Annotated in this window: 18 protein-coding genes; 15 read left to right on the top strand and 3 right to left on the bottom strand. The window is 69.2% G+C overall.

The genetic code is table 11. From position 1 onward, the window contains the following. Positions 1 to 23: 23 nt before the first annotated feature. The 15 genes from IEX49_RS02345 to IEX49_RS02275 all read left to right on the top strand — a co-directional run bounded on the left by IEX49_RS02345 (position 24) and on the right by IEX49_RS02275 (position 17,887). Complete coding sequence (locus IEX49_RS02345) at positions 24 to 1,655, top strand: sugar transferase (RefSeq protein ID WP_188803768.1); 1,632 nt, start codon at positions 24 to 26, stop codon at positions 1,653 to 1,655. Next, positions 1,655 to 2,773: a Gfo/Idh/MocA family protein gene (locus IEX49_RS02340; protein WP_188803767.1), complete on the top strand. Its 1,119-nt coding sequence runs from the start codon at positions 1,655 to 1,657 to the stop codon at positions 2,771 to 2,773. Before IEX49_RS02345 ends, IEX49_RS02340 begins: the two co-directional genes overlap by 1 nt. Continuing rightward, on the top strand, positions 2,770 to 3,822 hold the full coding sequence (locus IEX49_RS02335) for a dTDP-glucose 4,6-dehydratase (protein WP_188803765.1): 1,053 nt from the start codon (positions 2,770 to 2,772) through the stop codon (positions 3,820 to 3,822). Before IEX49_RS02340 ends, IEX49_RS02335 begins: the two co-directional genes overlap by 4 nt. 17 nt (positions 3,823 to 3,839) lie before the next feature. After that, positions 3,840 to 5,003 (top strand): DegT/DnrJ/EryC1/StrS family aminotransferase, encoded by a 1,164-nt coding sequence (locus IEX49_RS02330; RefSeq protein ID WP_188804226.1) that lies wholly within the window; start codon positions 3,840 to 3,842, stop codon positions 5,001 to 5,003. Between the two features lie 2 nt (positions 5,004 to 5,005). After that, complete coding sequence (locus IEX49_RS02325; protein ID WP_188803763.1) at positions 5,006 to 5,710, top strand: acetyltransferase; 705 nt, start codon at positions 5,006 to 5,008, stop codon at positions 5,708 to 5,710. Further along, a complete protein-coding gene (locus tag IEX49_RS02320) occupies positions 5,707 to 6,903 on the top strand; it encodes a glycosyltransferase family protein (protein WP_188803761.1) in 1,197 nt (398 codons plus the stop codon). Before IEX49_RS02325 ends, IEX49_RS02320 begins: the two co-directional genes overlap by 4 nt. Next, positions 6,900 to 8,144 (top strand): DegT/DnrJ/EryC1/StrS family aminotransferase, encoded by a 1,245-nt coding sequence (locus IEX49_RS02315; protein WP_188803759.1) that lies wholly within the window; start codon positions 6,900 to 6,902, stop codon positions 8,142 to 8,144. The genes IEX49_RS02320 and IEX49_RS02315 overlap by 4 nt, the downstream gene beginning before the upstream one ends. After that, complete coding sequence (locus IEX49_RS02310) at positions 8,141 to 9,310, top strand: glycosyltransferase (RefSeq protein ID WP_188803757.1); 1,170 nt, start codon at positions 8,141 to 8,143, stop codon at positions 9,308 to 9,310. Before IEX49_RS02315 ends, IEX49_RS02310 begins: the two co-directional genes overlap by 4 nt. Further along, positions 9,307 to 10,956 carry a lipopolysaccharide biosynthesis protein gene (locus IEX49_RS02305; protein ID WP_188803754.1) on the top strand — a complete coding sequence of 550 codons (1,650 nt, stop codon included), beginning with the start codon at positions 9,307 to 9,309 and terminating at the stop codon, positions 10,954 to 10,956. The genes IEX49_RS02310 and IEX49_RS02305 overlap by 4 nt, the downstream gene beginning before the upstream one ends. Then, a complete protein-coding gene (locus tag IEX49_RS02300) occupies positions 10,953 to 12,107 on the top strand; it encodes a glycosyltransferase family 2 protein (protein WP_268237691.1) in 1,155 nt (384 codons plus the stop codon). Before IEX49_RS02305 ends, IEX49_RS02300 begins: the two co-directional genes overlap by 4 nt. Continuing rightward, complete coding sequence (locus IEX49_RS02295) at positions 12,104 to 13,414, top strand: CgeB family protein (RefSeq protein WP_188803752.1); 1,311 nt, start codon at positions 12,104 to 12,106, stop codon at positions 13,412 to 13,414. The genes IEX49_RS02300 and IEX49_RS02295 overlap by 4 nt, the downstream gene beginning before the upstream one ends. Further along, positions 13,411 to 14,331, top strand: a complete 921-nt coding sequence (locus tag IEX49_RS02290) for a DUF6492 family protein (RefSeq protein ID WP_188803750.1) — start codon at positions 13,411 to 13,413, stop codon at positions 14,329 to 14,331. Before IEX49_RS02295 ends, IEX49_RS02290 begins: the two co-directional genes overlap by 4 nt. After that, the gene (locus IEX49_RS02285) at positions 14,328 to 15,728 is read left to right on the top strand and encodes an O-antigen ligase family protein (RefSeq protein WP_188803748.1); all 1,401 of its coding nucleotides are present in this window, start codon (positions 14,328 to 14,330) and stop codon (positions 15,726 to 15,728) included. The genes IEX49_RS02290 and IEX49_RS02285 overlap by 4 nt, the downstream gene beginning before the upstream one ends. Further along, complete coding sequence (locus IEX49_RS02280; protein ID WP_188803746.1) at positions 15,716 to 16,501, top strand: YveK family protein; 786 nt, start codon at positions 15,716 to 15,718, stop codon at positions 16,499 to 16,501. The genes IEX49_RS02285 and IEX49_RS02280 overlap by 13 nt, the downstream gene beginning before the upstream one ends. 63 nt (positions 16,502 to 16,564) lie before the next feature. Continuing rightward, positions 16,565 to 17,887, top strand: coding sequence for a hypothetical protein (locus tag IEX49_RS02275; protein ID WP_229672095.1), 1,323 nt, complete (start codon positions 16,565 to 16,567; stop codon positions 17,885 to 17,887). Between the two features lie 22 nt (positions 17,888 to 17,909). On the opposite strand, the gene IEX49_RS02270 is transcribed toward IEX49_RS02275, so the two are convergent. Genes IEX49_RS02270 through IEX49_RS02260 form a run of 3 tightly spaced genes read right to left on the bottom strand, consistent with a single transcriptional unit; the run spans position 17,910 to position 21,981 of the window. After that, the gene (locus IEX49_RS02270; protein WP_188803744.1) at positions 17,910 to 20,759 is read right to left on the bottom strand and encodes a WecB/TagA/CpsF family glycosyltransferase; all 2,850 of its coding nucleotides are present in this window, start codon (positions 20,757 to 20,759) and stop codon (positions 17,910 to 17,912) included. After that, entirely contained in the window at positions 20,756 to 21,313 is a 558-nt protein-coding gene (locus IEX49_RS02265) for a VanZ family protein (protein WP_188803742.1), read from the bottom strand. The genes IEX49_RS02270 and IEX49_RS02265 overlap by 4 nt, the downstream gene beginning before the upstream one ends. After that, a complete protein-coding gene (locus tag IEX49_RS02260; protein WP_188803740.1) occupies positions 21,310 to 21,981 on the bottom strand; it encodes an acyltransferase in 672 nt (223 codons plus the stop codon). Before IEX49_RS02260 ends, IEX49_RS02265 begins: the two co-directional genes overlap by 4 nt. Between the last annotated feature and the right edge of the window lie 189 nt (positions 21,982 to 22,170).

Genomic DNA, 22,170 nt, shown 5'->3' with positions numbered 1-22,170 from the left:
CGGCATGGGTTTGGGATGTGATCATGTCCCACGCCACCGAACGCGTGATCACACCGCACCACCTCGCCGCCGGCACGGCACCGGGGTCCTCTCGGCGCTCATCCCTGCGGAACGCCGTTCGCGCCATCCGCCCCTTCCGCACGCTCTGGGGAATCGGGACTGCCGGCAGACACAGCATCGCCGCCCCCGGCGGCACCGTGAACGGACCGGCCACGCTCCAACTGACCGGCACCGTCCCGGCGACCTACTGGCGGGACCGCTACCGGCGCAGTGTGCTCGTGACCGACGTGGTCCTGGTCGTCCTGGCCACGGCTGTGGGCGGTCATGTCTCCGCACTGTCCTTCACGGACCCGGACCGGCCCGCCGTGGTGGTGGCCGGCCTCGTGGCACTGCTGTGGGTGGGCATGCTGCAACTGTTCCGGACACGCTCGGCACGGAGCATGGCCGTGGGGGCGACCGAGTACAAGCGGGTCCTCGACGCCACTGCGGCGACCGCTGGCCTCTACGCGATCCTGGCCCTGCTGGTGGGCGGAACTGGCGGTCGGTACTTCCTGCTCATCGCCTTCCCGGCCGGGCTGGCCGGACTGCTGACGGGGCGGTGGCTCTGGCGTGTGTGGCTGCATCGGCGGCGCATCCACGGCTGCGCGCTGTCCGACGTCGTGGTGGTCGGCCAACCGGCCGACGTGCAGTACGTGCTGCGTCAGATCGAGCGGAAGTCCGGTGGCGCCTACCGCGTGGTCGGGGTGGTCCTGGACGGAGAGGCCACGTCGGAGGACGAGGAGGCGACCTCCCTCGCCTCCCGCCACGCCCCCAGTTTCCTCGGCGTCCACCACGTCACCTCCGCCGTGGCACGCCTGCAGGCCGACGCCGTGATCGTGGCCGGGGCGCTGACCGGTGGGAACCAGGCCATCCGTGATCTCGGCTGGTCCCTGGAGGAATCCCGGGCCGAGCTGATCCTGGTGTCCTCCCTGACCAACGTGGCCGGCCCACGGATCAGCGTCCGCCCCGTGGAGGGACTGCCGCTGATGCACGTGGCGCAACCCACCTTCGACGGGGGGCGCCACCTGGTCAAGCGCACCATGGACATCACTGTCTCCGCCGTGGCGCTGCTGCTGATGCTGCCCCTCTTCGGGGCCCTCGCGTTGATGATCCACCGGGACTCTCCCGGAGGGGTGCTCTTCGCCCAGACCCGCACCGGACGCCGCGGAATGCCGTTTCGGATGTACAAGTTCCGCACCATGAGGGCGGACGCCGAGCAGCAGAAGGCCGCGCTCGTCCTCGCCAATGAGGGAGCCGGACCGCTGTTCAAGCTGAAGGACGACCCCCGGGTCACCCGGATCGGCACCCGGCTCCGGCACCATTCGCTGGACGAGCTGCCGCAGTTCTGGAATGTGCTCAAGGGGGACATGTCACTCGTCGGCCCCCGGCCCCCGCTGCCGGACGAGGTGGCTGCGTATGCCGGCCACGAGGGCCGCCGGCTGTTCATCAAGCCCGGACTCACCGGTCTGTGGCAGATCAACGGCCGTTCCAACCTGGGGTGGGACGAAAGCGTCCGCCTCGATCTCTACTACGTCGAGAACTGGTCCGTCACGGGCGATCTTCAGATCATGTGGCGCACCTTCAAGGTCATGATCCAACCCGAAGGAGCGTACTGATGAGTATCGCCGCCGATTCCACCGTCAACCCCGCCCTCCGCGTCGCCGTCGTCGGCGCCGGCTACTGGGGCCCCAACCTGGCCCGGAACTTCGCCATGAGCTCGGACTGGGAACTGGTCGCCATCTGTGACATGGACCGCGAGCGGGCCGAGGAGCTGGCCCGGAAGACCGGCGAGCCGGCCGTGGTCACCTCCGTGGACGAGCTGCTCGCCGAGCACGAGGTGGACGCCGTGGCCATCGCGACGCCGGCCCGCACCCATCACGCGATCGCCATGCAGGCGATCGCCGCCGGCAAGCACGTGGTGGTGGAGAAGCCCCTGGCGGACACCACCAAGCGCGGCCGCGAGATGGTGGAGGCCGCCCGTGCCGCCGGGACCGTATTGATGGCCGACCACACCTACTGCTACACCCCGGCCGTGCTCAAGATCCGTGAGCTCATCGCCGCCGGCGAGCTGGGTGAGATCCTCTACGTGGACTCCGTCCGCATCAACCTGGGCCTGGTCCAGCCGGACGTGGACGTCTTCTGGGACCTGGCCCCGCATGACCTCTCCATCCTGGACTTCATCCTCCCGGGCGGCCTGGAACCGGTGTCCGTCTCGGCCCAGGGGGCTGACCCGCTGCGCTCCGGGAAGTCCTGCGTGGGCTACCTGACCCTGCCGCTGGCCAACGGTGCCCTGGCCCACGTCCACGTCAATTGGCTGTCCCCGACCAAGATCCGGCAGATGGTGATCGGCGGGAGCAAGAAGACCCTGGTCTGGGACGACCTGAACCCGCAGCAGCGGCTGAGCGTCTTCGACCGCGGCGTGGACCTGGGCCGCCAGGAACAGGTCTTCGGGGACGCGGCCTCGCGCAAGGGCGCGGCCATCTCCTACCGCCTGGGGGACACCTGGTCCCCGGCACTGTCCGAGTTCGAGCCCCTGGGCCTGATGGTCACCTCCTTCGCCGAGGCCATCCGCAAGGACCAGCCGGCGCCCACTGACGGCAGTTCCGCGTTGCGGGTGCTCTCCGTGCTGGAGGCCGCCAGCGCCTCCCTGGCCGCTGGCGGGGCGAAGACCCTGATGGGCGGGGGCATCTCCTCTGGTGCCGCCAAGAACACATCGATGGAGTCTGCACTGTGAAAACTGTCCCGTCCACTGACAGCAGCACCCTTGACGGTGCCCGGATTGTCGTCACCGGCGGAGCCGGCTTCATCGGAAGCCACCTCGTGGATGCGCTCCTGAGAGACCGGACTCCGGCCGCCGTCACGGTGGTTGACAATCTCGCCAACGGTTCAGAGGACAACGTGCAGCACTGGCATGGCGATGAGAGATTCGCGCTGAAGGTTGCCGATGTCCGGGACAGAGAGGCGATGGATGCGGTCTGTACTGATGCCGACGTCATCTTCCACCTCGCCTGCCTGGGCGTTCGGCACAGTCTCCATTCCCCTGAGGAGAACCATGCAGTCAACGCTGAGGGGTCCCTGACCGTCGGCTTGGCTGCCCGTGACGCCGGGGTTCGACTCCTCGTTCACGTCAGCAGCAGTGAGGTCTTCGGCACAGCCCAGTACGCGCCCATGGATGAACGCCATCCGACCTGGCCGGAGACCGTCTACGGGGCAGGCAAGCTCGCCGGTGAGGCGAATTCCCGGGCGATGTACCGAACATACGGTGTACCGACCATCGTGGCCCGCCCCTTCAACACCTATGGGCCACGCAGCCACCACGAGGGTGACAGTGGCGAGATCATCCCACGCACGATCGTCCGGCTCCTGGGAGGAACGGCTCCGGTGCTGTTCGGCAACGGGGAGCAGACCCGGGATTTCATGCATGTACTCGATACAGCTGCCGGTCTGATGGCCTTGGCCGAGTGCGGAAATGCGGTGGGCGAGACCGTGAATCTCGGCACGGGGCAGGAGGTCAGTATGCGATCCCTGTGCGAGCTCATCTCGGAGGCCGTGGGACGCTCCGATCTGGTGCCCGAGGTGCTGCCGGATCGCCCTGGTGATGTTCGGCGGCTCATCGTGGACAACCGACGGATGACCGAGTTGACCGGATGGCGCCCCACCCAGGACTTCTCGGCTGGGATCAGCGATCTGGTCGAGTGGTTCCGCACCTGCGGCAAGAGTCCGGACGAGCTGCTGGACCAAGTCTCCGCAACGAACTGGTCTGGGGAGTCGGTGCCGACGTGAGCAACCGGATTGATGTGATGAAGCCCTGGCTGGGCCCGGAGGAGACCGAAGCCGTCTCCCGGGTCATCGCCTCGGGCTGGGTCGCCCAGGGGCCCCGGACCGTCGAGTTCGAACGGGCCTTCAGCACGGCCCACGGGGTGTCCCACGGCGTGGCCACGTCCTCCTGCACCACCGCACTGCACCTGGCCCTGCTCGTGGCGGGGGTGCAGCCCGGCGACGATGTCATCGTCCCCTCCTTCTCCTTCATCGCCACGGCCAATGCGGTGACCTACGTGGGAGCCCGTCCCGTGTTCGCGGACGTGGACCTGATGACGGGCAACGTGACCGCCGAGACCCTGGACGCCGTGCTGACCCCCCGGACCACTGCTGTGATCGCCGTGGACCAGGGCGGCGTCCCCGTGGACCTGGACCCGATCCGGACCCTGTGCGACCGGCATTCCCTGGCGCTGGTCGAGGACGCAGCCTGCGGTGCGGGCTCCACCTACCGCGGATACCCCGTGGGTGTGGGGGCCGATGTGACCGCCTGGTCCTTCCACCCGCGCAAGCTGCTCACCACTGGCGAGGGCGGCATGCTCACCACGGACAATCCCGAGTGGGCCGCCCGCGCACGGCGGCTGCGGGAGCACTCCATGGACGTGTCCGCGGCCGAGCGGCACACCTCCGTGCTGCCCGTCCAGGAGGGCTACCCCGAAGTGGGGTTCAACTTCCGGATGACGGACCTGCAGGCTGCCATGGGCCTGGTCCAGCTGGGCAAGCTCCCGGAGATGGTCCGCCGGCGCCGTGCCCTGGCAGATGACTACCGGGCCGTGCTGTCCACCGTGGCCGGGCTGCGTTACGTGACGGACCCGGAGTACGGCACCTCCAATTTCCAGTCCTTCTGGATCGAGGTCATGCCCGACTTCCCGCTGAACCGCGAGGAACTGCTCGAGTGGCTGGCGGCGGACGGGATCTCCGCCCGGCGGGGGATCATGGCGGCCCACCGCCAAGGCGCCTATGCCGGACACTCGGGCCTGGTCATACCCCTGCCCATGACCGAGAGGCTCACCGACAACACGCTGATCCTGCCGGTGTTCCACTCCATGACCGAGGACGAGCACCGCCGGGTGACCTCGAGCCTCAGGGCCGCCGCGGAATCGCCGCGCAACAACCGCCACCGCTCCACCAGCACGGGGAGTCGATAGCCATGACACGCATCCTGCTCGTGGCCGCCAGTGGCCTGGCGCGCGAGACGCTGGCGTCCATCCGGTCCTCGGGCCGGGACACAGTGGTCGGCTTCCTCGATGACGACGAGGCACTGCACGGCACCGTCCTGGACGGTGTCCCCGTGCTTGGGGGCCTGGACGCGGCGGTCGGAGGCCGGGAGAAGCTGCTGCTGTGCGCCGGCCAGGGCCGCAGTCGCGCCGCCATCGAGACCCGGTTGACCGGGCTCGGCGTGGAGGTGGGGCGCTATGCCACCCATGTGCACCCCTCGGTGGTGATCGGCGGTGGCAGCCGGATCGGAGCGGGGTCCATCCTCCTGGCCGGTTGCGTGCTGACCAGTGATGTCACCCTGGGCCGCCACACGGTGCTGATGCCGCGCACCGTGCTCACGCATGATGACGTCCTCGGCCACCACGTCACCTGTGCGGCCGGCACCACGCTGGCCGGCCGGGTGCACGTGGGTTCCCGCGCCTATCTCGGCATGCAGGCCTCCGTCCGGCAGGACGTCCGGGTGGGGGAGGACGCCGTCATCGGGATGGGGGCCGTGGTGCTGCAGGACGTGCCGGACGCCCAGACCTGGGCCGGAAACCCGGCCGAACCGCTCCGCAGAACGGAACCGGCCGGCGTCGTGGGCCAGGGCCCGGGCGCCCACGCCAGTCTCCGCACCCTGAAGGGAACCGCGTCATGAGGATTCTCATCTGCCCCCACCAGCTCGGCATGGGCGGAAGCCAGCTGCATGCGATCGAGATGGCCTCGGCCATGCGGCACTACGGCTACGAGCCGATGATCTACTCAGCTCCCGGAGTTCTCACGGAGCTGCTGCGGGACAGTGGCCTCGAGTGGGCCGAGGCCCCCGGCCCGGACGTTCCGGGACTGGGATGGTCCCGGCGGTTGGAGGAGATCGTCCGGGAGCACCGCATCGGGCTGATCCACGCCTACGAGTGGCGGCCCTGCCTGCAGGCGGCCTTCGGCGCGGGGCGGCAACTTCCCCTGCTGATGTCCGTCATGTCCATGGACGTGCCCCGGTTCCTGCCCACCCACGTGCCCCTCGTCGTCGGGACCCCGGAACTCCACCAGCGGATGCTGGACCAGGGCCGCCGGGCGCACCTGCTGGAACCGCCAGTGGACATGGACCGGTACCGGACCACGGACATCGCCGCCGCCCGCGCCCGGTTCGGCATCCCGGAGGGCGCCCTGGTGATCTCGATCGTCTCGATGCTCACCACGGCCCTGGAGAAACTCCAAGGCGTGCTGGAGGCCATCCGCGTGGTGGACCGGATGGCGGCAACGCGTCCGGTGCGCCTCCTCATCGCCGGGGACGGAGAGGGCCTGCAGGCCGTTCAGCGGCGGGCGGCCGCCGTCAACGCCCACCACGGCTGGACCGTGGTTCAACCGGTGGGCTTCCAGCTGGACGCCTCCCCGGCCTACGAGGCAGCGGACATCGTGCTGGGCATGGGATCCTCCGCCATCAAGGGACTGGCCCACGCCAAGCCGCTCGTGGTCCACGGCGAGGCCGGATTCTGGCGGACCCTGGACGAGACCACCGCGGCAGGCTTCCTGCACAGCGGCTGGTACGGCCGGGGCGGGGCCGGCATCCGCGACCTGGCCGGGGCGTTGGATCCCCTGGCGGAGTCGTCCGCGCGGCGCCGGCAGCTGGGCGCCTTCGGCAGAGACCTCGTGGCCACGCGCTATGACTTCGACCGGGCCGCCGAGCACCTGGCCGCCCTGTACGTGGACACGGCCCTGGGCCGGCCGCCCCGAGCGGCTGTGGCCCGGTCCCTCGCACGTTCCGCGGCCACCAGCGCCCGGTACTTCACCTCCATGCGCTTCGGGTCCGTGGTGGACCGCGAACAGTGGGCCCGGGAAGGAGCCATCGCATGACCACCCTCACACCGCCGACGTCGGCCGCCCAGTCGGCCCCCCAGTCCGCCCAGTCCGCCCAGGCCGACCAGACAGACCGGTTGGAGGCCGACGCCCCCGAACCGGTCCCCTTCGTGGACCTCGGCGCCCAGCAGCGCGAGATCGACGCCGAGGTCCAGGCCGGCCTGCGCCGCGTCTTCGACACGACGGCCTTCATCGGCGGGCCGGATGTCCAGGCGTTCGAGAGGGAATACGCCGCCTTCATCGAGGTCTCCGACTGCGTGGGCGTCGGCAACGGCACGGACGCCCTCGAGCTGGCACTGCGGGCCGCCGGGGTGGAGCCCGGGGGAGAGGTCATCCTCCCGGCGAACACCTTCATCGCCACCGCCGAGGCCGTCAGCCGGATCGGCGCCGTGCCCGTGCTGGTGGACGTGGACCCGCAGTTCCTGCTGATCGATCCCGAAGCGGCGCTCGCCGCCCTGACGGCGCGCACGCAGGCCATCATGCCGGTCCACCTCTACGGCCAGACGGCGTTCGTCGAGCGGATCCGTCCGCAGGCCGAGCGGGCCGGCGTCGCGGTCATCGAGGACGCGGCGCAGTCTCAGGGGGCATTCCGGCACGGTCGGATGGCCGGCAGCCTGGGGCTGGCGGCCGGCACCAGCTTCTATCCGGGGAAGAACCTCGGAGCCGCCGGGGACGCCGGCGCCGTGATGACCAACGACCCCGAGCTCGCGGCCCGTGTGCGGGTGCTGGGCGAGCATGGGAGCCCGTCCAAGTACCAGCACAGCACGGTCGGCATGAACTCGCGGCTGGACACGGTCCAGGCCGTGGTGCTGCGGGCCAAACTGGCCCGGCTGGAACGGTGGAACGAGGGCCGCCGGGCCGCTGCGGACCGGTACGCGGAGTTGCTGCGGCCCCTGGCCGATTCCGGTGACGTGTGGCTGCCCGCTGCCGCCCAGGGCAACTATCACGTGTGGCACCTCTACACCGTGCAGCTCGAGAACCGGGACGCCGTGCTGGAGGCCCTGCGCGCGGCGGGGATCGGGGCCGGGGTGCACTACCCCGTTCCGGTGCACCTCACCGGCGCCTACGAGCACCTGGGCCTGACTCGGGGAGCGTTTCCCGTCACGGAGGCCGCGGCGGACCGGCTGCTCTCCCTGCCGATCTTCCCCCACATCACGGCGGAGCAGCAGGAGCGCGCCGTGGTGGCCCTGGACCGGGCCATCGGCCGAAGCCGATCGAGGTCCGTGGCGACACCATGAGGATCATCGTCTGCCCGCATGACATGGGCATGGGGGGCAGTCAGCTCAATGCCCTTGACCTGGCGGCAGCGGTCCGGGACCGCGGCCACCACGTCATGCTGTACGCCGCACCCGGGCCCCTGATGGACCGGGCACACGTCCTGGGCCTGGATCTGACCCTGTCCAACACCGGTTTGCGCCTTTCAGCGGGCTGGGCGGCCGGGCTGGTGCGGCTGGCGCGCTCGTGGCGGGCAGACGTGGTGCACACCTATGAGTGGGCTCCGTCCATCGGGGCATCCTTCGGGGCTCACGGCCTCTTCGGCGTCCCGCAGGTCATGACGGTGCTGTCCATGGAGGTGCCGCGGTTCCTGCCGCGGCACCTGGACCTGGTCGTCGGGACGCGGCAACTGTGGTCTGCCGCCGCGGAGCACCCCCACCGGCACCTGATGGAACCGCCCATCGACACGGTCGCCAATACGCCCTCGGACCCGTGGCCCGCCCGGCAGCTCTTCGGGATCTCTCCGGAGGACCTGGTGATCTCCCTCGTCGGGCGGATGACCTCCGATCTGGACAAGTCCGGTGGCGTCATCGCGGCCATCGCCGCCGTGGATCGCCTGGCGGCACGGGAGCCCGCTGTCCTGCTGCTCGCCGGCGACGGGCCGGAGCTGCCACGCATCCGGGCCGTGGCCAACCGGGTCAACACCCGGCACGGCCGCCGCGTGGTCCTGGCCCCGGGCAGCCTCGCCGACCCGGTCCCGGCCTATGCCGCGGCGGACATCGTGCTCGGCATGGGCAGCTCGGTCCTGCGCGGCATGGCCTTCGCGAAGCCGGCGATCGTGCTCGGGGCCGACGGCTTCTGCGAGCCGGTCACAGCTCAGACACTGAGCGCCTTCGACTGGCAGGGCTTCTACGGCATCGGCGACGGAGGGGAGTACCCACTGTTGGCGCCCCTGACCGAGCTCGCCCGTGATGCCGCCGAGCGTCGCCGCCGCGGCGAGTGGTCCCGCTCTGTGGTGGAGGACCATCACAGCCTGCGCCGGGCCGCACTGCTCCTCGAGAACATCTACGGCAACGCCCGGGAACGCCGCAGCGGTGTGGCCGGACGGACGGCCTCGCTGGCCCGCTCGGCCGCCGGGCTCGGATCCTTCCTGGCCGGTCGGATCCTGGACGGGAGCGCCGCGGCATGAGCATCCGGACCGTGCGGGCCACCGGTAGGCGGGGGCACCTCGCCACGACGGAGGTCCACACCACCGTCAGTGCCGGCATCCGGCGCGGCCTCGCCTGGAGCACCGTCAGCAGCATGGTGCTCCGCCTGGGGACATTCTCCGTGGGCATCTTCCTGGCCCGGATGTTCACCCCGGAGCAATTCGGGCTGTACGCCGTGGTGCTGACGGTGCAGACGGTGATGATGACGCTGGCGGACTTCGGGTTGAGCTCGGACCTGATCCGCTCCGCCAACCACCGCGCCAAGGCACCCACCGTGGCCACCATGGGCCTGCTCATCTCGGCGGTCCTTACCGGGGCCATGGCCGCCGGGTCGGGTTGGCTGGCGGACGTGCTGGGCGCGCCCGGAACGGGGCCGGTCCTGGCGGTGATGTCACTGACCCTGTTGATCGCCGGCATCGGTGTGGTTCCCTACGCCACCCTGCAGAGGACCTTCCGGCAGAAGCAGGTCTTCGTCATCGCGGTGGTCGACTTCGTGGTCGGCACCGTCCTGTTGGTGGCCCTGGTGCTCGGCGGCTGGGGAGTCATGGCCCTCGCCGTGTCCCGCGTGATCGCCCAACTCGTGGCCGTCATCCTGCAGTTCGTCCTCTCGGGGGAACGTCCCCGCTACGGCTTCAACCGCTCCCTCGCCAAGGGCGTCTGGCTCTTCGGGCTGCCGGTGGCCGGGGCCAACCTGTTGTCCTGGGTGCTGCTCGGGGCGGACAAGGTCCTCGTCTCCTCCCTGGCCGGTGCCTCCGTACTCGGGTTCTACTTCCTGGCGTTCAACATCTCCAACTGGCCGATGAGCGTGCTCGGGCAGGTGGTCCGCTCGGTCTCCCTGCCGGCCTTCTCACGCGTTGCCACCGGTCCGAAGGACCGCTCACTGGCCACAGCGCTGGCCCCCGTGTGGGCCGTCTCGGTACTGGTGGGAGGCATGCTGGTGTTCCTGGCGGGGCCGGTCATCGAGTTGGTCTACGGCGGCCGCTGGTTGGCCGCCGCACCCCTGTTGATGGTGCTGGCCGCCTTCGGGGCACTGCGCACCGTCCTGGACCTGTCCACCTCCTACCTGCTGGCACGCGGTGAGTCCGGCCGGGTGCTGCGATTGCAGCTCGCCTGGATGGTGGTGCTGCTGCCCCTGCTGGTGGCCGGCACCCTCACCGGCAGTGGCCTCGGTGCCGCCGTGGGCCATGTGGTGTCCAGCATCGTCCTGCTCGCGCTGTACGCGCGCTCCCTGGCCGTGGTCGGGGCAGACATCGCCGCCGTCTGGGCCGTGTTCTGGCCGCCGCTGCTCGCGGTCATCCCAGCCGCCCTCGCCACCTGGCTCGTCACGCTGGCCGGCCCGAATCCCCTCGTGGACCTGATGGGTGGAGGTGCCGCCGGCACCGCCGTCTACGGGATGGTCCTGTATCGGTGGATGCGCCAACGGCTCTCCGAAGCACGGGTTCTGGGAGCGGACGAGGTCCTCGAGGAGGAGCCTGACACCGCCGTCCCCACCGCCCGGCCAGTCACCGTGAAGACCACCGACCCTGATATCCAGCACCCTGCCGTCCAGCACCCTTCAGTCCACCATCCTGCCGTCCAGCACCCTTCAGTCCACCATCCTGCAACCACATCGGAGGCCACCACTTGAGCACTGAGACCGCCGTGATCTACCACCGCACGCTCTCCCTGCCCACCCACCGGAACGCGGCCGCGCTTCCCGGCACCGAGCGCCCCCTCGCCGCCCCTGCGGAGACCACCGAAGTCATCGGCACGGTCACCGTGGTGATCCCGTGCTTCAACTACGCCCGATTCCTGCACGGTGCCGTCACCAGCGTGCTGTCCCAGGACGAGGTCGAGGTGGACGTGGTGGTCGTGGATGACTGCTCCACGGATGACAGCGTCCAGGTCGCCGAAGGCCTCGCTGCGGCCGACGATCGTGTCCGGGTGGTGCGCCATGCGAGGAACCTGGGCGCCGTGCAGACCTTCAATGACGGCTTGGCAGAGGCGAGGGGCGAATTCCTCGTGCGGCTGGACGCTGACGACCTGCTGACCCCGGGTTCGCTGGCCCGGGCCGTCCGCCTGGCCCGCCGTTTTCCCTCCGTGGGCCTGGTGTATGGCCACCCGGTGCACTTCATGGACGGGCAGCAGCTGCCCCCGGCCCGGGACAGAGCAACCTCCTGGACCGTGTGGCCCGGGGCCAGCTGGGTGCAGGAGCGTTGTGCGGACGGTCGCAATGTCATCACCTCGGCCGAGGTGCTGATGCGCCGCTCGGTGGTGGACCGTGTGGGAGGCCAACGGGATCTGGCGCACACCCATGACATGGAAATGTGGCTTCGGCTGGCCTCGTTCAGCGACGTCGGGTACGTCCACGGGGCGGACCAGGCGTGGCATCGGGACCACCCGGCCAGTCTTTCCGCCCGTGAGGTGGACATCGCCGTGGACCTGGCAGAACGCCGGCTGGCCTTCAGCACGCTGTTCGCTGGGGCAGTCGGCAGCCTCCCCTGGGCCGCGGAGGCGTGCCGGACGGTGAGGGACCGGTTGGACCGGGAAACACTGGAATCGCTCTCACACGAGGTGGACGCCAACGGCGGGAGCTCTCCGGTGTTCGCCCGTCTGCTCGAACTGGAACTGACACCCACCCGGCGGAACCTGACCTCGCGTGATCGCATCCTGCGCCGCGCCGCACGCTCCCGCGGTCCAGCCGACCGGGCAATGTCCCTGAGCCGGCGGGCCGTCGCCCGGTTCCGGCGGGAACGGGAGTTCCGCAACTGGCACCAGAACGGGGTGTACTCCAGATGAGCACGAGCACGGTCATCAGGACCCTGGGCGAACGGATCCAGCGTGACGGCTGGGCCAGCGCAGCACGGTCTGCCTCCCGGAAGGCCGGCGAACTCGCCGGCCGTCGTCTGGCCTGGGACGAGCCCTCGCTGCCCTTGGCAGCGGAGGACATCTACGACGCCGGCCCGGTCCCCGCCCAGCCGGGACGCACGGTGGACCGCCTGCGCGTGGGAATCGTCTGTTTCCCTCCCAGCGCCGGTTCGGGAGGGCATACGACTCTGTTCCGGATGGTCCGCGCCCTCGAGGAACGAGGACATCACTGCACCCTGGTGTTCTACGATCCCCTCGCGGGGGGCGTGGGCCGTCACGAGCCGGTGATCCGCCGTGCCTGGCCGGACCTGGAAGCGGACATCGCCAGCGTGGACGACGGCTTCGGCAGCTACGACGCCGTGGTGGCCAGCTCGTGGGAGACCGCCCACGTGGTCGCCAGCAGGAACCGGACCGCGATCGGCTTCTACTTCATCCAGGACTATGAGCCCTTCTTCTTCCCCCATGGGTATGTGTACGACCTGGCGGAGTCCAGTTACACCCTCGGCCTGCAGAACATCGCACTGGGCGGCATGGTGGCCACCGAGATGCGCCGCCAGCGGGACCTGGAACCGGCCCTGTTGGTGCCGTTCGGCTGCGACACCGCCACCTATCGATTACTGGAGTCCCCAGAACCCCGGCGCGGCATCGTCTACTACGCCAAGAGGACCGTGGACCGGCGGGGCTATCTGTTGGCCAAGGAGACCTTGGAGCGTTTCCATCAGCTGTGCCCGGACCAGCCGATCCATATCGTCGGGGACGTGGTGCGCGGCTGGGACATCCCCGTGGAGCAGCACGGATCCGTTCCTCCCGCTGAACTGAACCAGTTGTACAACCGCACGATCGCCTCTCTGGCCATGTCCTTCACCAACGTGTCGCTGGTTCCCGGCGAACTGCTGGCCGCGGGCAACGTCCCGGTCCTCAATGACCTGCCCGGGCCCCGCCTTGATCTGGACTCGCCGGACGCCGTGTGGGTCCCGGGACGTCCGGACGCCCTGGCCTCAGCGCTCGCCGAGGTGGTGCGATCAGACGCTGCGAGCATCGCCAGTCGCGCTCGGCGCCTGGCCCTGTGTCCGCGGCCGTCCTGGGCGGTGGCCCAGTCGATGACCGCGGATTTCATCGAGGACACAGTACGGCGCGGCACCGTCCCGCAGCCCGGCGAGTACCGCCCGCCACCAGAGCCGGCCCGGAGCTCAAGCGATCGGGCAGGATTCCGCACCCCCGGAAGGGACATCTCATGACCACCATGGCCGTCATCACTCCCTCATACCGTCCGGACCTGGCCGGATTCCGCAGACTGCACGCCTCGGTCCGTCGCCATACGGACGCTGACGTGAAGCACCATGTGATCGTGCCCGGACGGGACGCACCCCTGTACCGGGGCATCGGGAGCGATCGTCTCGTGGTCTGGACCTATCAGGACGTGCTCCCCGCCGGTCTCACCCCCACCGACCGGCTCGCCGCGGCGACGAGGAGGGTCCCCGGCCTGCCGGCGTCGTTCAACTGTGCCGCCATCAATTGGCGACGGCCCTGGAAGCCGGTGCGGGGCTGGGTGCTGCAGCAGATCGTCAAGATGTGCCTGGTCGATCACGTGGAGGGCGACGTCTTCGTCAACATCGACTCGGATGTCGTCCTGGTCCGGCGCCTCGGCCCGGAGCATGTGGTCCACGGCGGTACTGTCCGCCTCTATACCCGGGAGGAATCCATCGGCCCGGGCATGCGGCACTACCAGTGGGCCGAGACCGCCCACGAGTTACTGGGGCTGCCGTTTGAACAGGAGGACAGCTACCCGGACCACATCGCCGGCCTGGTGTCCTGGGACCCTCGCCTGTTGCGGGCCTGCCTGGACCGTGTCAAAGAGGTGTCCGGGATGCCATGGGGCCCAGCGATCGCGGAGCGACTGCGCTTCAGCGAGGACATCCTCTACGGCACTTTCGTACGCGCCTTCGGATCCGAGCAGGACCTGCGCTTCCAGCGGGACACGACCCTATGCCACAGCTACTGGGAGACGGAGGCCATGGCCGCTGACCAGGTGGAATGCTTCGTCGCCGAGTTCAAGGACGAGGACTGCGCCGTCCACATCCAGTCCAACACGGATACGGATGATCGGGTCTTCAGCGCCGTCGTCGAGCGTCTGAGCGGAGCATCACCACGATGACCGCCCTCAGCACAGCCCCCGCGAAGACCGTCCAGCGGCCTGGCCGCCCGGTGGGCGGTCCCTTGGTGCTGCGCTGGACGATGTTCCTGGCGGTGGGATTCCCGGCCTATCTGGTCTGGGAGCCGGCCGGGGCATCGGGCGGAGTGGCCCAGCTTCTCGCCCTCGCCCTGCTCGGACTCTGGCTGGCATCGGCGGTGTTCGGACGGTTCTCCGTCTGGGAGTTCCGGCATCCGGCCCGCGTGGGCATGATGGTCTGGCTCCTGGTCTCGCTGCTGAGCTACGCCGCGCTGATGGCGGGAATGAGCGGAACCTCGACGGTGGCGGAACGGGCGGCTGCTGACCGATGGCTGCTGCTGTTGATGGCCGGGATCGGACTGACCCTGTCCATCACCCAGTGCCTGCTGACCCGCGAGGACGTCCGGCGGGCAGTGGGCTGGATGCTGGCCGGGGCCAGCGTGTCCGGCCTGGTGGCGGCGTTGCAGTTCACGACCCTGACGAATCCCGTCGACTGGCTTGCCACGTTGCTGCCGGGTTTCCAGGACAACGGGTCCGGCACGCCGTTCCAGCCGCGCGGGTCTTTCACCCGGGTGGCCGGCATGACCATGCACCCCATCGAACTCGGTGTGGTGAGCAGCATGCTGCTGCCACTGTCGATCTGGTGGGGGCTGTTCTCCACCTGGTCCAAGGCCTGGCGGCGGTGGGTCCCGGCCGTCATGTTGGCGATCTGCTGCGTCGCCACCGTCTCCCGATCAGCCATGCTGGGCCTGTTCGTCAGCGCTGCGGTGATGATCCCGTACCTTCCCAGGACCGCGCGACGGTGGGCCCTGGTGGCTGGCCCGGCGTTCCTGATCGTGCTGTTCGTGGCCATCCCGGGGATGGTGTCCACACTGTTCGGCACCGCCACCGCGGGCAGCTCAGACCCGTCCATCACGGCCAGGACCGATGACTACCCACTGGCGTGGACGCTCTTGGTCCAGCTGCCGGTCTTCGGCCACGGGCCCGGAACCTGGATGCCCGTCAACGCCATGGACATCTTTGACAACGAATACCTCTTCACGGCCGTCACCATGGGCGTCGTGGGACTCGCTGGACTGGTGATCTACCTGCTGGTGCCCGCGCTGTCGTCGATGCTGGCGGCCCGCCACGCCCCGGACCCCGAACTGCGGCTGCTGGCGGGGAGCGTAGCCGCTGCCATGTTCGTGGCCCTCGCCTCCTCGGCTGCGTTCGATTCGATGTCCTTCAAGTCCTTTGCCCTCCTGGTGCCGATCTTCGTCGGCCTGGCGGGCACCGTCTGGCTTCTCGTCCTGCAACAGCTCAATCAGACCCCGGGGATCGAACGATCCACTGGAAACCACGCAACCCGCAAGAAATACGGAGGTCGACCATGGATCCGCTGACAGTTCTCAAGACCATGTGGACGCACAAATGGGTCACCATCCCCCTGGTGCTGCTCACGGTTCTGGCCTGTGCCTACGGAATGCTGTGGGCTCCACGGAGTTATGAATCCAAGGCCACCTTCGCGCTGGCCATGCCGTCAGTGCCCAGCGAGGAACAATTGCAGGCCGATCCGGAGCTCGCCGCCAAGAACGCGGACAATCCGTACCTGCGGTGGCGGGACACCTCCCTGCTGGCCCAGGTGGTGATCGCCCGGGTGAACTCCAACGAGGTGGTTGAAAAGCTTGACGAACGGGGCTTGGCCTCCGATTTCGAGTTGATGCCTCCGGACGGTACCTCCTCGGGCCTGATGAACCTGACTGTGGAGGGGGCATCGCCGGAAGTGGCCACGGAGACCGTGACATTCCTGAGCGAGGAGTTCACCCGGATCATGCGTGAGGTGCAGAAGGTCAACGGGGCCGATGACCTGTATCTGATCGAGGCGCTGCCCATCAGCGGCGCGGCACCGGCGCAGGAGGTCTTCTCCAGCCGGCTTCGCTTCACGGCGGTCCTGGGCGTTGCCGGGATGGTGCTCCTGTTCGGGGCGGTCTCGCTGGCGGAGTCGATTGCGGCGAGCCGCCGCCGGACTCGGTCTGCCCCTGCAGACTCGGCTGCGGACCGTCATGATTTCCTGCCTGACGGCCCGATCATCGATGCCGTCCCGGGCTATCGATCGCCTCGGGAGGACCGAGTCCTGGCGGACGCCATCTCGGGTCCGCACATTGTCAGCCGCTAGGCGAGCGGGGCTCCACGGAGCGTGGTCGTGACCGTGAGGCACGCTGGGAGACGGATGAGGGCCATGGCCACGGCGATGGCCCTCATCATCGTGGTCACGGCGTGCCTTCCCACTGGATCTGAACCGGGTGCCGGGTCCGGTACCACCGGCGGTCCGCACCTTCCGGAGGGTGTCTCGCTGGAGGAGCCCGATGGCGGTACCGACTTCTTCACGGCGTTTGAGAACGGGCTGCCGTCCGGGCCGGAGTACATCCCGATCGGCTTGTGGCTCGGATCCGTGACCTCCTCCGAGGAGGCGCTCGAAGAACGGCGGCTTGGACTGAACCTGTACGTGGACCTGTCCGTGGATTCCGGACTGGGATTCCTGGGTGAGGGCCAATACGCGCTGACCTCGTGGCCCGATCCGGCGGCCCGGGGGACCGTTCTGGGGGACGAAGTGGACATGTGGGCGGGCCCCGGCCACGGGGCGTGGACGGGAAACTTCCCCGGCCAGGGCGAGATATGCGCCGTTCCGGGAACAGACTGCGGATACTCGGTGCAGGACGACCTGGCGGCGAACGTTCCCCCACACACCATGACCTACTCCAATCTTGGCAAGGGCGTGACGTTCTGGCAGACGGATGCGGAGGCTGCCGGGTTCGTCAACGGCGCCCATGATGTGGTGTCCGCGGACAATTACTGGTTCACGGACCCGAACATCTGTGGTGCCCAGGAAGGGGGGACCATGCTGGCGGAGCCCCGGGACCTGTCTGATGCGCAGTGCCGCCTGCCAGCCAACTACGGGTGGACGGTGGAGCGGGTCCGCTCCCTCGTGGATCCACACGGTTCGAAGCCGGTCTGGGCGTTCGTGGAGGTGGGGCAGCCCTGGGATCTCGGCACACTGGACCCGCCTGAGGCGGCGCAGATCCGGGCAGCGGTCTGGTCCAGCCTGATCCATGGAGCCCGGGGCATCGTGTACTTCGGCCACAGCTTCGGTGGGCCGTGCCCGAGCTTCCACGTGTTGCGTGACTGCGGGGACGAGCTCGCCGACGGGATCGCGGAGATCAACGCCGAAGTGAAGGATCTGGCCCCGGTGCTCAACTCTCCCTCCCTGCGGGGCGCACTCACCGTGGAGGGTGCTGCTGACGCCGTGGTGAAGTTGCACGAGGGTGACCTCTATGTCCTGGCCACCGCGGCCTCGCCGGCGCCGGGGGAGGTGTCCTTCCGCCTGGACTGTGTCCGGGCCTCGGACGGGGAGGATGGTGGCGCGGCACCCGAGCCTGAAGGGGCCGCCGTGGTGGGGGAGGGCCGTACCGTTCCCGTGCACGCGGGCCGTTTCACCGATACCTTCGCCGATGCCAACGCAGTCCACCTCTACCGGTTCACTGGCAACGACTGCGGACTGTGAGGGCCCTCAGTATGGCTGTCCTTCAGCGTGGCAGTCCTTCCGGACGGCGGCTGCTGTCGTCGCGTTCCCAGGCGATGGGCGCGGAAGGGGTTCCTGCGCCCGCTTGGCGGAGCCGGGCCAACCGTGGTGTGGCGGCCAAGCCGGAGTACGAGAGGGCATCGACGGCGCTGCGGGGGCCTCTGATGGACCTGAACAGTTCCCAGGCCGTTGACGAGGCGGAGGAGACGGCGGCATCAGCCGGCGTATCAGCGGTGCGCCCGACTGCCGTCTGCCGTGGAGCGGGTCCGGCGGCATCCGAGTGGAACGGCGGTCCCTGGGGCGTGGCGTCCGCCGGTGCCGGCGCAGAACGCTGTTCCGCCGGGCCCCTGATGTTGCGCGTCAGGACGTTGAGCAGCGACCTGGTCTCACGGGGGGTCTGGACGGGGACCGGCGGCGTGGGGACGACGGTCTTCTCCTCGTCAGAGAAGAGCCGGTCCACGAAATAGTCGTCGGCGGTGACGTCCGGGAAGGAGCCGAGGCGCTCGTGCCCCTCGCGGGACAGGGCGAAGACGCCGGCACCCCACAGGGCCTGCTGGGTGCTCGCCAGGCGGCGCCGGGCGCGGTAGTAAGCCCGCACCGGCCAGGTGGCCCCCGAGTCGTCGTAGCGGAACGCCGGGCGTGCGGCCAGCACCGGTGACTCGGACAGGGTCTCCAGCACGCGGCGCAGGGCGGTGGGGCTGAGGACGGTGTCGGCGTCCAGGTAGACCCGAGGCCATTGGGTGGCCACCCTGTCCCCGGCATTCAGGGCGGCCGTCTTCGAGGCCACCGGCGCCTCGATCACCTGGACCCCCGGCACGGCGGCCGCCAGCGCAGCCGTATTGTCCGTGCATCCGTTGCACACCACGATCACCTCCACCCGGCCGGTCCGCAGCACAGGTTCAAGGGAGTCGAGGGTCCGTCCGATGACGGCCGCCTCATTGTGGGCCGGGATGATGACGGATCCGGCGGGGAACCCACCGAGGACCTTGGCCGGGTACCGGGTGGCTGACGGCCCGGGCAGGGCGTCCCACCGGGCCTCGTCCGCCACGATGGCCAGGGTCCTGCGGTGGTCTCGGTTGAAGGAGCGCAGCAGCTCGTGCAGGACCACGCCGCAGCGGAATACCTCGGCCGTGACGTCGGTGTGGTGTTTCCGGATATAGCGGACCCGGTTGACGGCCATCAGGGCCTGCAACTGCACGGAGGAGCCGGAGCCGTTCTCGGCATGGGCCACGGTGGCCGCTGGTTCGTACCAGATCCGGGCACCGGACTCTCGGGCGCGACGGAAGTAGTCCGTCTCCTCGGAGTAGAGGAAGAAGCGTTCATCCCATGCGCCGATCCGGCGGTCCACGTCTGCGCTCGTCATGACGGCTGCCCCGGTGGCCCAATCGACCTCATGGCCGTACTGATAGCTCTCGGGCGCGGAGTCCTGTTCGGCCAGCACCGCGGGACGCTGCGGCCAGTGGCCACCGAAGAGGGCATCGCCGAAGACCGTGCCCAGGCTTGGCTCACGGCGGAGGGACGGAGTGAGGTTCCCATCCCCGTCCACGATGCGGGGGACCACGACGTCGGCCTCACCCGAGTGCAGCACCGCCAGCATCGCCGAGATGGCACCGGGGAGGACCTCGAGGTCTGGATTCAGCACCAGGATCGCCTCGGTCTCTCCAGCCTTTCGCCGGGCGGCGTTGACTCCCGCCGCATAACCGAGATTGCCGCCGGTCTGGACCTGCAGGATATCCGGGTGCCTGTTGAGTTCAGTGAGGGTGCCGTCCGTGGAATCGTTGTCCGCTATCACCACCCGGATCCGGAGTGCATGGGCCTCTTGACGGAGGCTGGCGATGAGGGCTCCCAGATGGTCCTCGTTGTTGTAGGTCACCACCAGGACGGCTACGTCCACCGGACGGCCCAGTGCGGCAAATTGTCCGGATCTCCCGTGGTGGGGCACGGCGGCCAGTGCTGGATCATGGCCGGTCCCGCTGGATGGATGCGACCGGCGCGGGGGACCGATCGTACGGCCAACGGCAGGCGGTGGCGAGACAGCGGCGTCCGCTGACAACAGACTGCTGTGGCGCCTGAGCTGGACCAGTCCAGGCGGATCGTCCAGGAGGTATCGCTTGGCCAGCCGGCGTGGTTCCCGGGCCAGGCGCCAAGCCCATTCCAGACCGTGGTCGCTCGCCACAGCCGGAGCCCGTTGGATCGCGTCGGCCAGGAAATCGACCACAGCACCGAAGGCCAACAGGACTGTTGCCCCGGTGGCGGGTCCATACTTGGAGATCCAGAGTTCCTGGCGGGGCTTGCCCAGCCCGACGATCAGCAGTTCGGGAGCGGCCGCGGCGATGTCCTCGGCCAGCTTCAGGGAGGACTGCTCGTCCGCCAGTTCACTGCGGTCCGGTGACCACATCCCGGCGATCACCAGCCCTGGCCGGGTCGCGATGAGCCGACGGGACAGGAGGCGCTGGATCAGATAGGACCCACCCAGAAAACCCACTGACAGGCCCGCCTTCTCAGCCGCGTCCAGCAACGGACCCACGAGGTCACTGCCGGCCAAGCGGGGCCAGGAAGCACCCGTGAGCCGGTCAGCCTGGGCTACCAGGGGTGCACCGTCCAGCAGGGTCAGCCACTCCAGGGGGCGGGACTGGCCATCGGCGTCGGTGTGGGTCGGGTGCAGGGAATCGCCCAGGGTGCGGCGCCAGCGGCCACCGTGCCCGAATTGGACGATGTGGTCCAGATTGGCCGAGATGACGGCCAGCGGGTTGCCATCGGTCGGCCGATTGACGAGGGCATCGATGGCTGCCCGCTCGTCCATCAGGTCGACGACGATTCCGGCCAGGTCTACGCGGGGATGCGGGGGGATCATGGTGTGTTCCTTCGGGAGGCCCGGCTACGGGCCATCTGGACGAGTCGGAAGGCCAGGACTCCGGCGAGGGCACCGGTGGCATTGCAGAGGAGGTCACGGAAGGTGCCCGAGCGTTCCGCGAGGAGGAACATCTGGGCCAGCTCGATCCCCGCTGACAGGAGGACGGCCAGGAACCACACCACGACATCCGGCAGACCCGATCGAGGGATCCTCAGGGCTCGAGTGCGCGTGCGAGTGCGGCGGCCCCAGAGCCCGGCGAACAGGAAGCCGATGGGAACGAAGAGCAGGACGTTGGCTGCCGCCTCGAGATGGCCGAACCGGATCTCGGAGAACCAGCGGGTCTCACTGAACCACTGCAAGAGCGAATCGGCGGCCGGGGGAATGCCCTGGTCGCCGAGGCGTGCCGAGAGGACGAGAGCTGACACCGGAACCAGATAGGCAAGCAGACTCCACCCGGCCCACCGTCGGTGCTCCGAGCGCGGTGGTGCGGATACCTGCTCGTTCTCCGGGGTGATGTCGCGGCGTGAGACAGGGCTGCCCTGGAGGGCCGTCATGAGCGAGCCTCCAGTTTCTCCAGGCGGGCCTCGGTCTCCCGGTAGAGCTGCCCCGTGGCAGGGCAGCGCCAGAGGCTGCCCGGTGCGGTGGCACCGGTGGACGCCTGGGGGCCGTCCAGCTCCACGGCTTCGAGACGGCGGCCGGCTTCCCCGACCCAGCCCAGGTGCCGTGCGGGAACGCCGGCGACCACCGCATAGTCCGGAACGTCACGCGTGACCACGGCACCGGCGGCGATCATGGCCCAGGCGCCGATCACCAGAGGGGCCACGCAGACGGCTCGGGCGCCGATGGCGGCCCCGGTCCCGACAGTGACTCCGACCTGGAACCAGTCATCATTCCGCTTCAGGACTCCGTCCGGGGTCACCGCACGGGGAAACTCGTCATTGGTCAGCACTGCTGCCGGGCCGACGAAGACACCGTCAGCCAGGCGTGCCGGCTCGTAGACCAGGGCGTGGTTCTGCAGCTTGCAGTTCCGGCCCATCACCACCCCGGGGCCGATGTAGGCGCCGCGCCCGATCTGGCACCCGTCACCGACGACCGCTTCCTCGCGAATCTGGGCCAGGTGCCAGACCCGGACACCCTGGCCGATCCGGGCACCCGGGTCCACGTCCGCCGACTTCTGGAAGCAGGGGTCCACCGCAGGCGACTCTTCATTCAGTACTGTCATCACTTGCTCCCGGACGGTACGCATGCCCCAACCGCGATTCGGGTGGGATACGTCCATGGCCTCCAGCCGGAGGGTGGGCCGGATGCCGGACGTTGGCGTTCAGCGTAGGAAGCCAGCCAGCGGTGGACAACGTCACCACGGGAGGCCGGGGACGAATCGAGAAGGGAACGAGTAGCCGGTGCCAGCTCC

This window comes from Citricoccus zhacaiensis (assembly GCF_014645315.1).
Lineage (GTDB): Bacteria > Actinomycetota > Actinomycetes > Actinomycetales > Micrococcaceae > Citricoccus > Citricoccus zhacaiensis.
This window is presented reverse-complemented; position numbering and strand designations above follow the sequence as displayed.

What these genes read in the sequence shown, in the direction of transcription:
- IEX49_RS02345 (WP_188803768.1), top strand. Translation starts at nt 24, where the DNA reads ATGTCCCACGCCACCGAACGCGTGATCACACCGCACCACCTCGCCGCC.
- IEX49_RS02340 (WP_188803767.1), top strand. Translation starts at nt 1,655, where the DNA reads ATGAGTATCGCCGCCGATTCCACCGTCAACCCCGCCCTCCGCGTCGCC.
- IEX49_RS02330 (WP_188804226.1), top strand. Translation starts at nt 3,840, where the DNA reads ATGAAGCCCTGGCTGGGCCCGGAGGAGACCGAAGCCGTCTCCCGGGTC.
- IEX49_RS02325 (WP_188803763.1), top strand. Translation starts at nt 5,006, where the DNA reads ATGACACGCATCCTGCTCGTGGCCGCCAGTGGCCTGGCGCGCGAGACG.
- IEX49_RS02320 (WP_188803761.1), top strand. Translation starts at nt 5,707, where the DNA reads ATGAGGATTCTCATCTGCCCCCACCAGCTCGGCATGGGCGGAAGCCAG.
- IEX49_RS02315 (WP_188803759.1), top strand. Translation starts at nt 6,900, where the DNA reads ATGACCACCCTCACACCGCCGACGTCGGCCGCCCAGTCGGCCCCCCAG.
- IEX49_RS02310 (WP_188803757.1), top strand. Translation starts at nt 8,141, where the DNA reads ATGAGGATCATCGTCTGCCCGCATGACATGGGCATGGGGGGCAGTCAG.
- IEX49_RS02305 (WP_188803754.1), top strand. Translation starts at nt 9,307, where the DNA reads ATGAGCATCCGGACCGTGCGGGCCACCGGTAGGCGGGGGCACCTCGCC.
- IEX49_RS02295 (WP_188803752.1), top strand. Translation starts at nt 12,104, where the DNA reads ATGAGCACGAGCACGGTCATCAGGACCCTGGGCGAACGGATCCAGCGT.
- IEX49_RS02290 (WP_188803750.1), top strand. Translation starts at nt 13,411, where the DNA reads ATGACCACCATGGCCGTCATCACTCCCTCATACCGTCCGGACCTGGCC.
- IEX49_RS02285 (WP_188803748.1), top strand. Translation starts at nt 14,328, where the DNA reads ATGACCGCCCTCAGCACAGCCCCCGCGAAGACCGTCCAGCGGCCTGGC.
- IEX49_RS02280 (WP_188803746.1), top strand. Translation starts at nt 15,716, where the DNA reads ATGGATCCGCTGACAGTTCTCAAGACCATGTGGACGCACAAATGGGTC.
- IEX49_RS02275 (WP_229672095.1), top strand. Translation starts at nt 16,565, where the DNA reads ATGGCCACGGCGATGGCCCTCATCATCGTGGTCACGGCGTGCCTTCCC.
- IEX49_RS02270 (WP_188803744.1), bottom strand. Translation starts at nt 20,759, where the DNA reads ATGATCCCCCCGCATCCCCGCGTAGACCTGGCCGGAATCGTCGTCGAC.
- IEX49_RS02265 (WP_188803742.1), bottom strand. Translation starts at nt 21,313, where the DNA reads ATGACGGCCCTCCAGGGCAGCCCTGTCTCACGCCGCGACATCACCCCG.
- IEX49_RS02260 (WP_188803740.1), bottom strand. Translation starts at nt 21,981, where the DNA reads ATGACAGTACTGAATGAAGAGTCGCCTGCGGTGGACCCCTGCTTCCAG.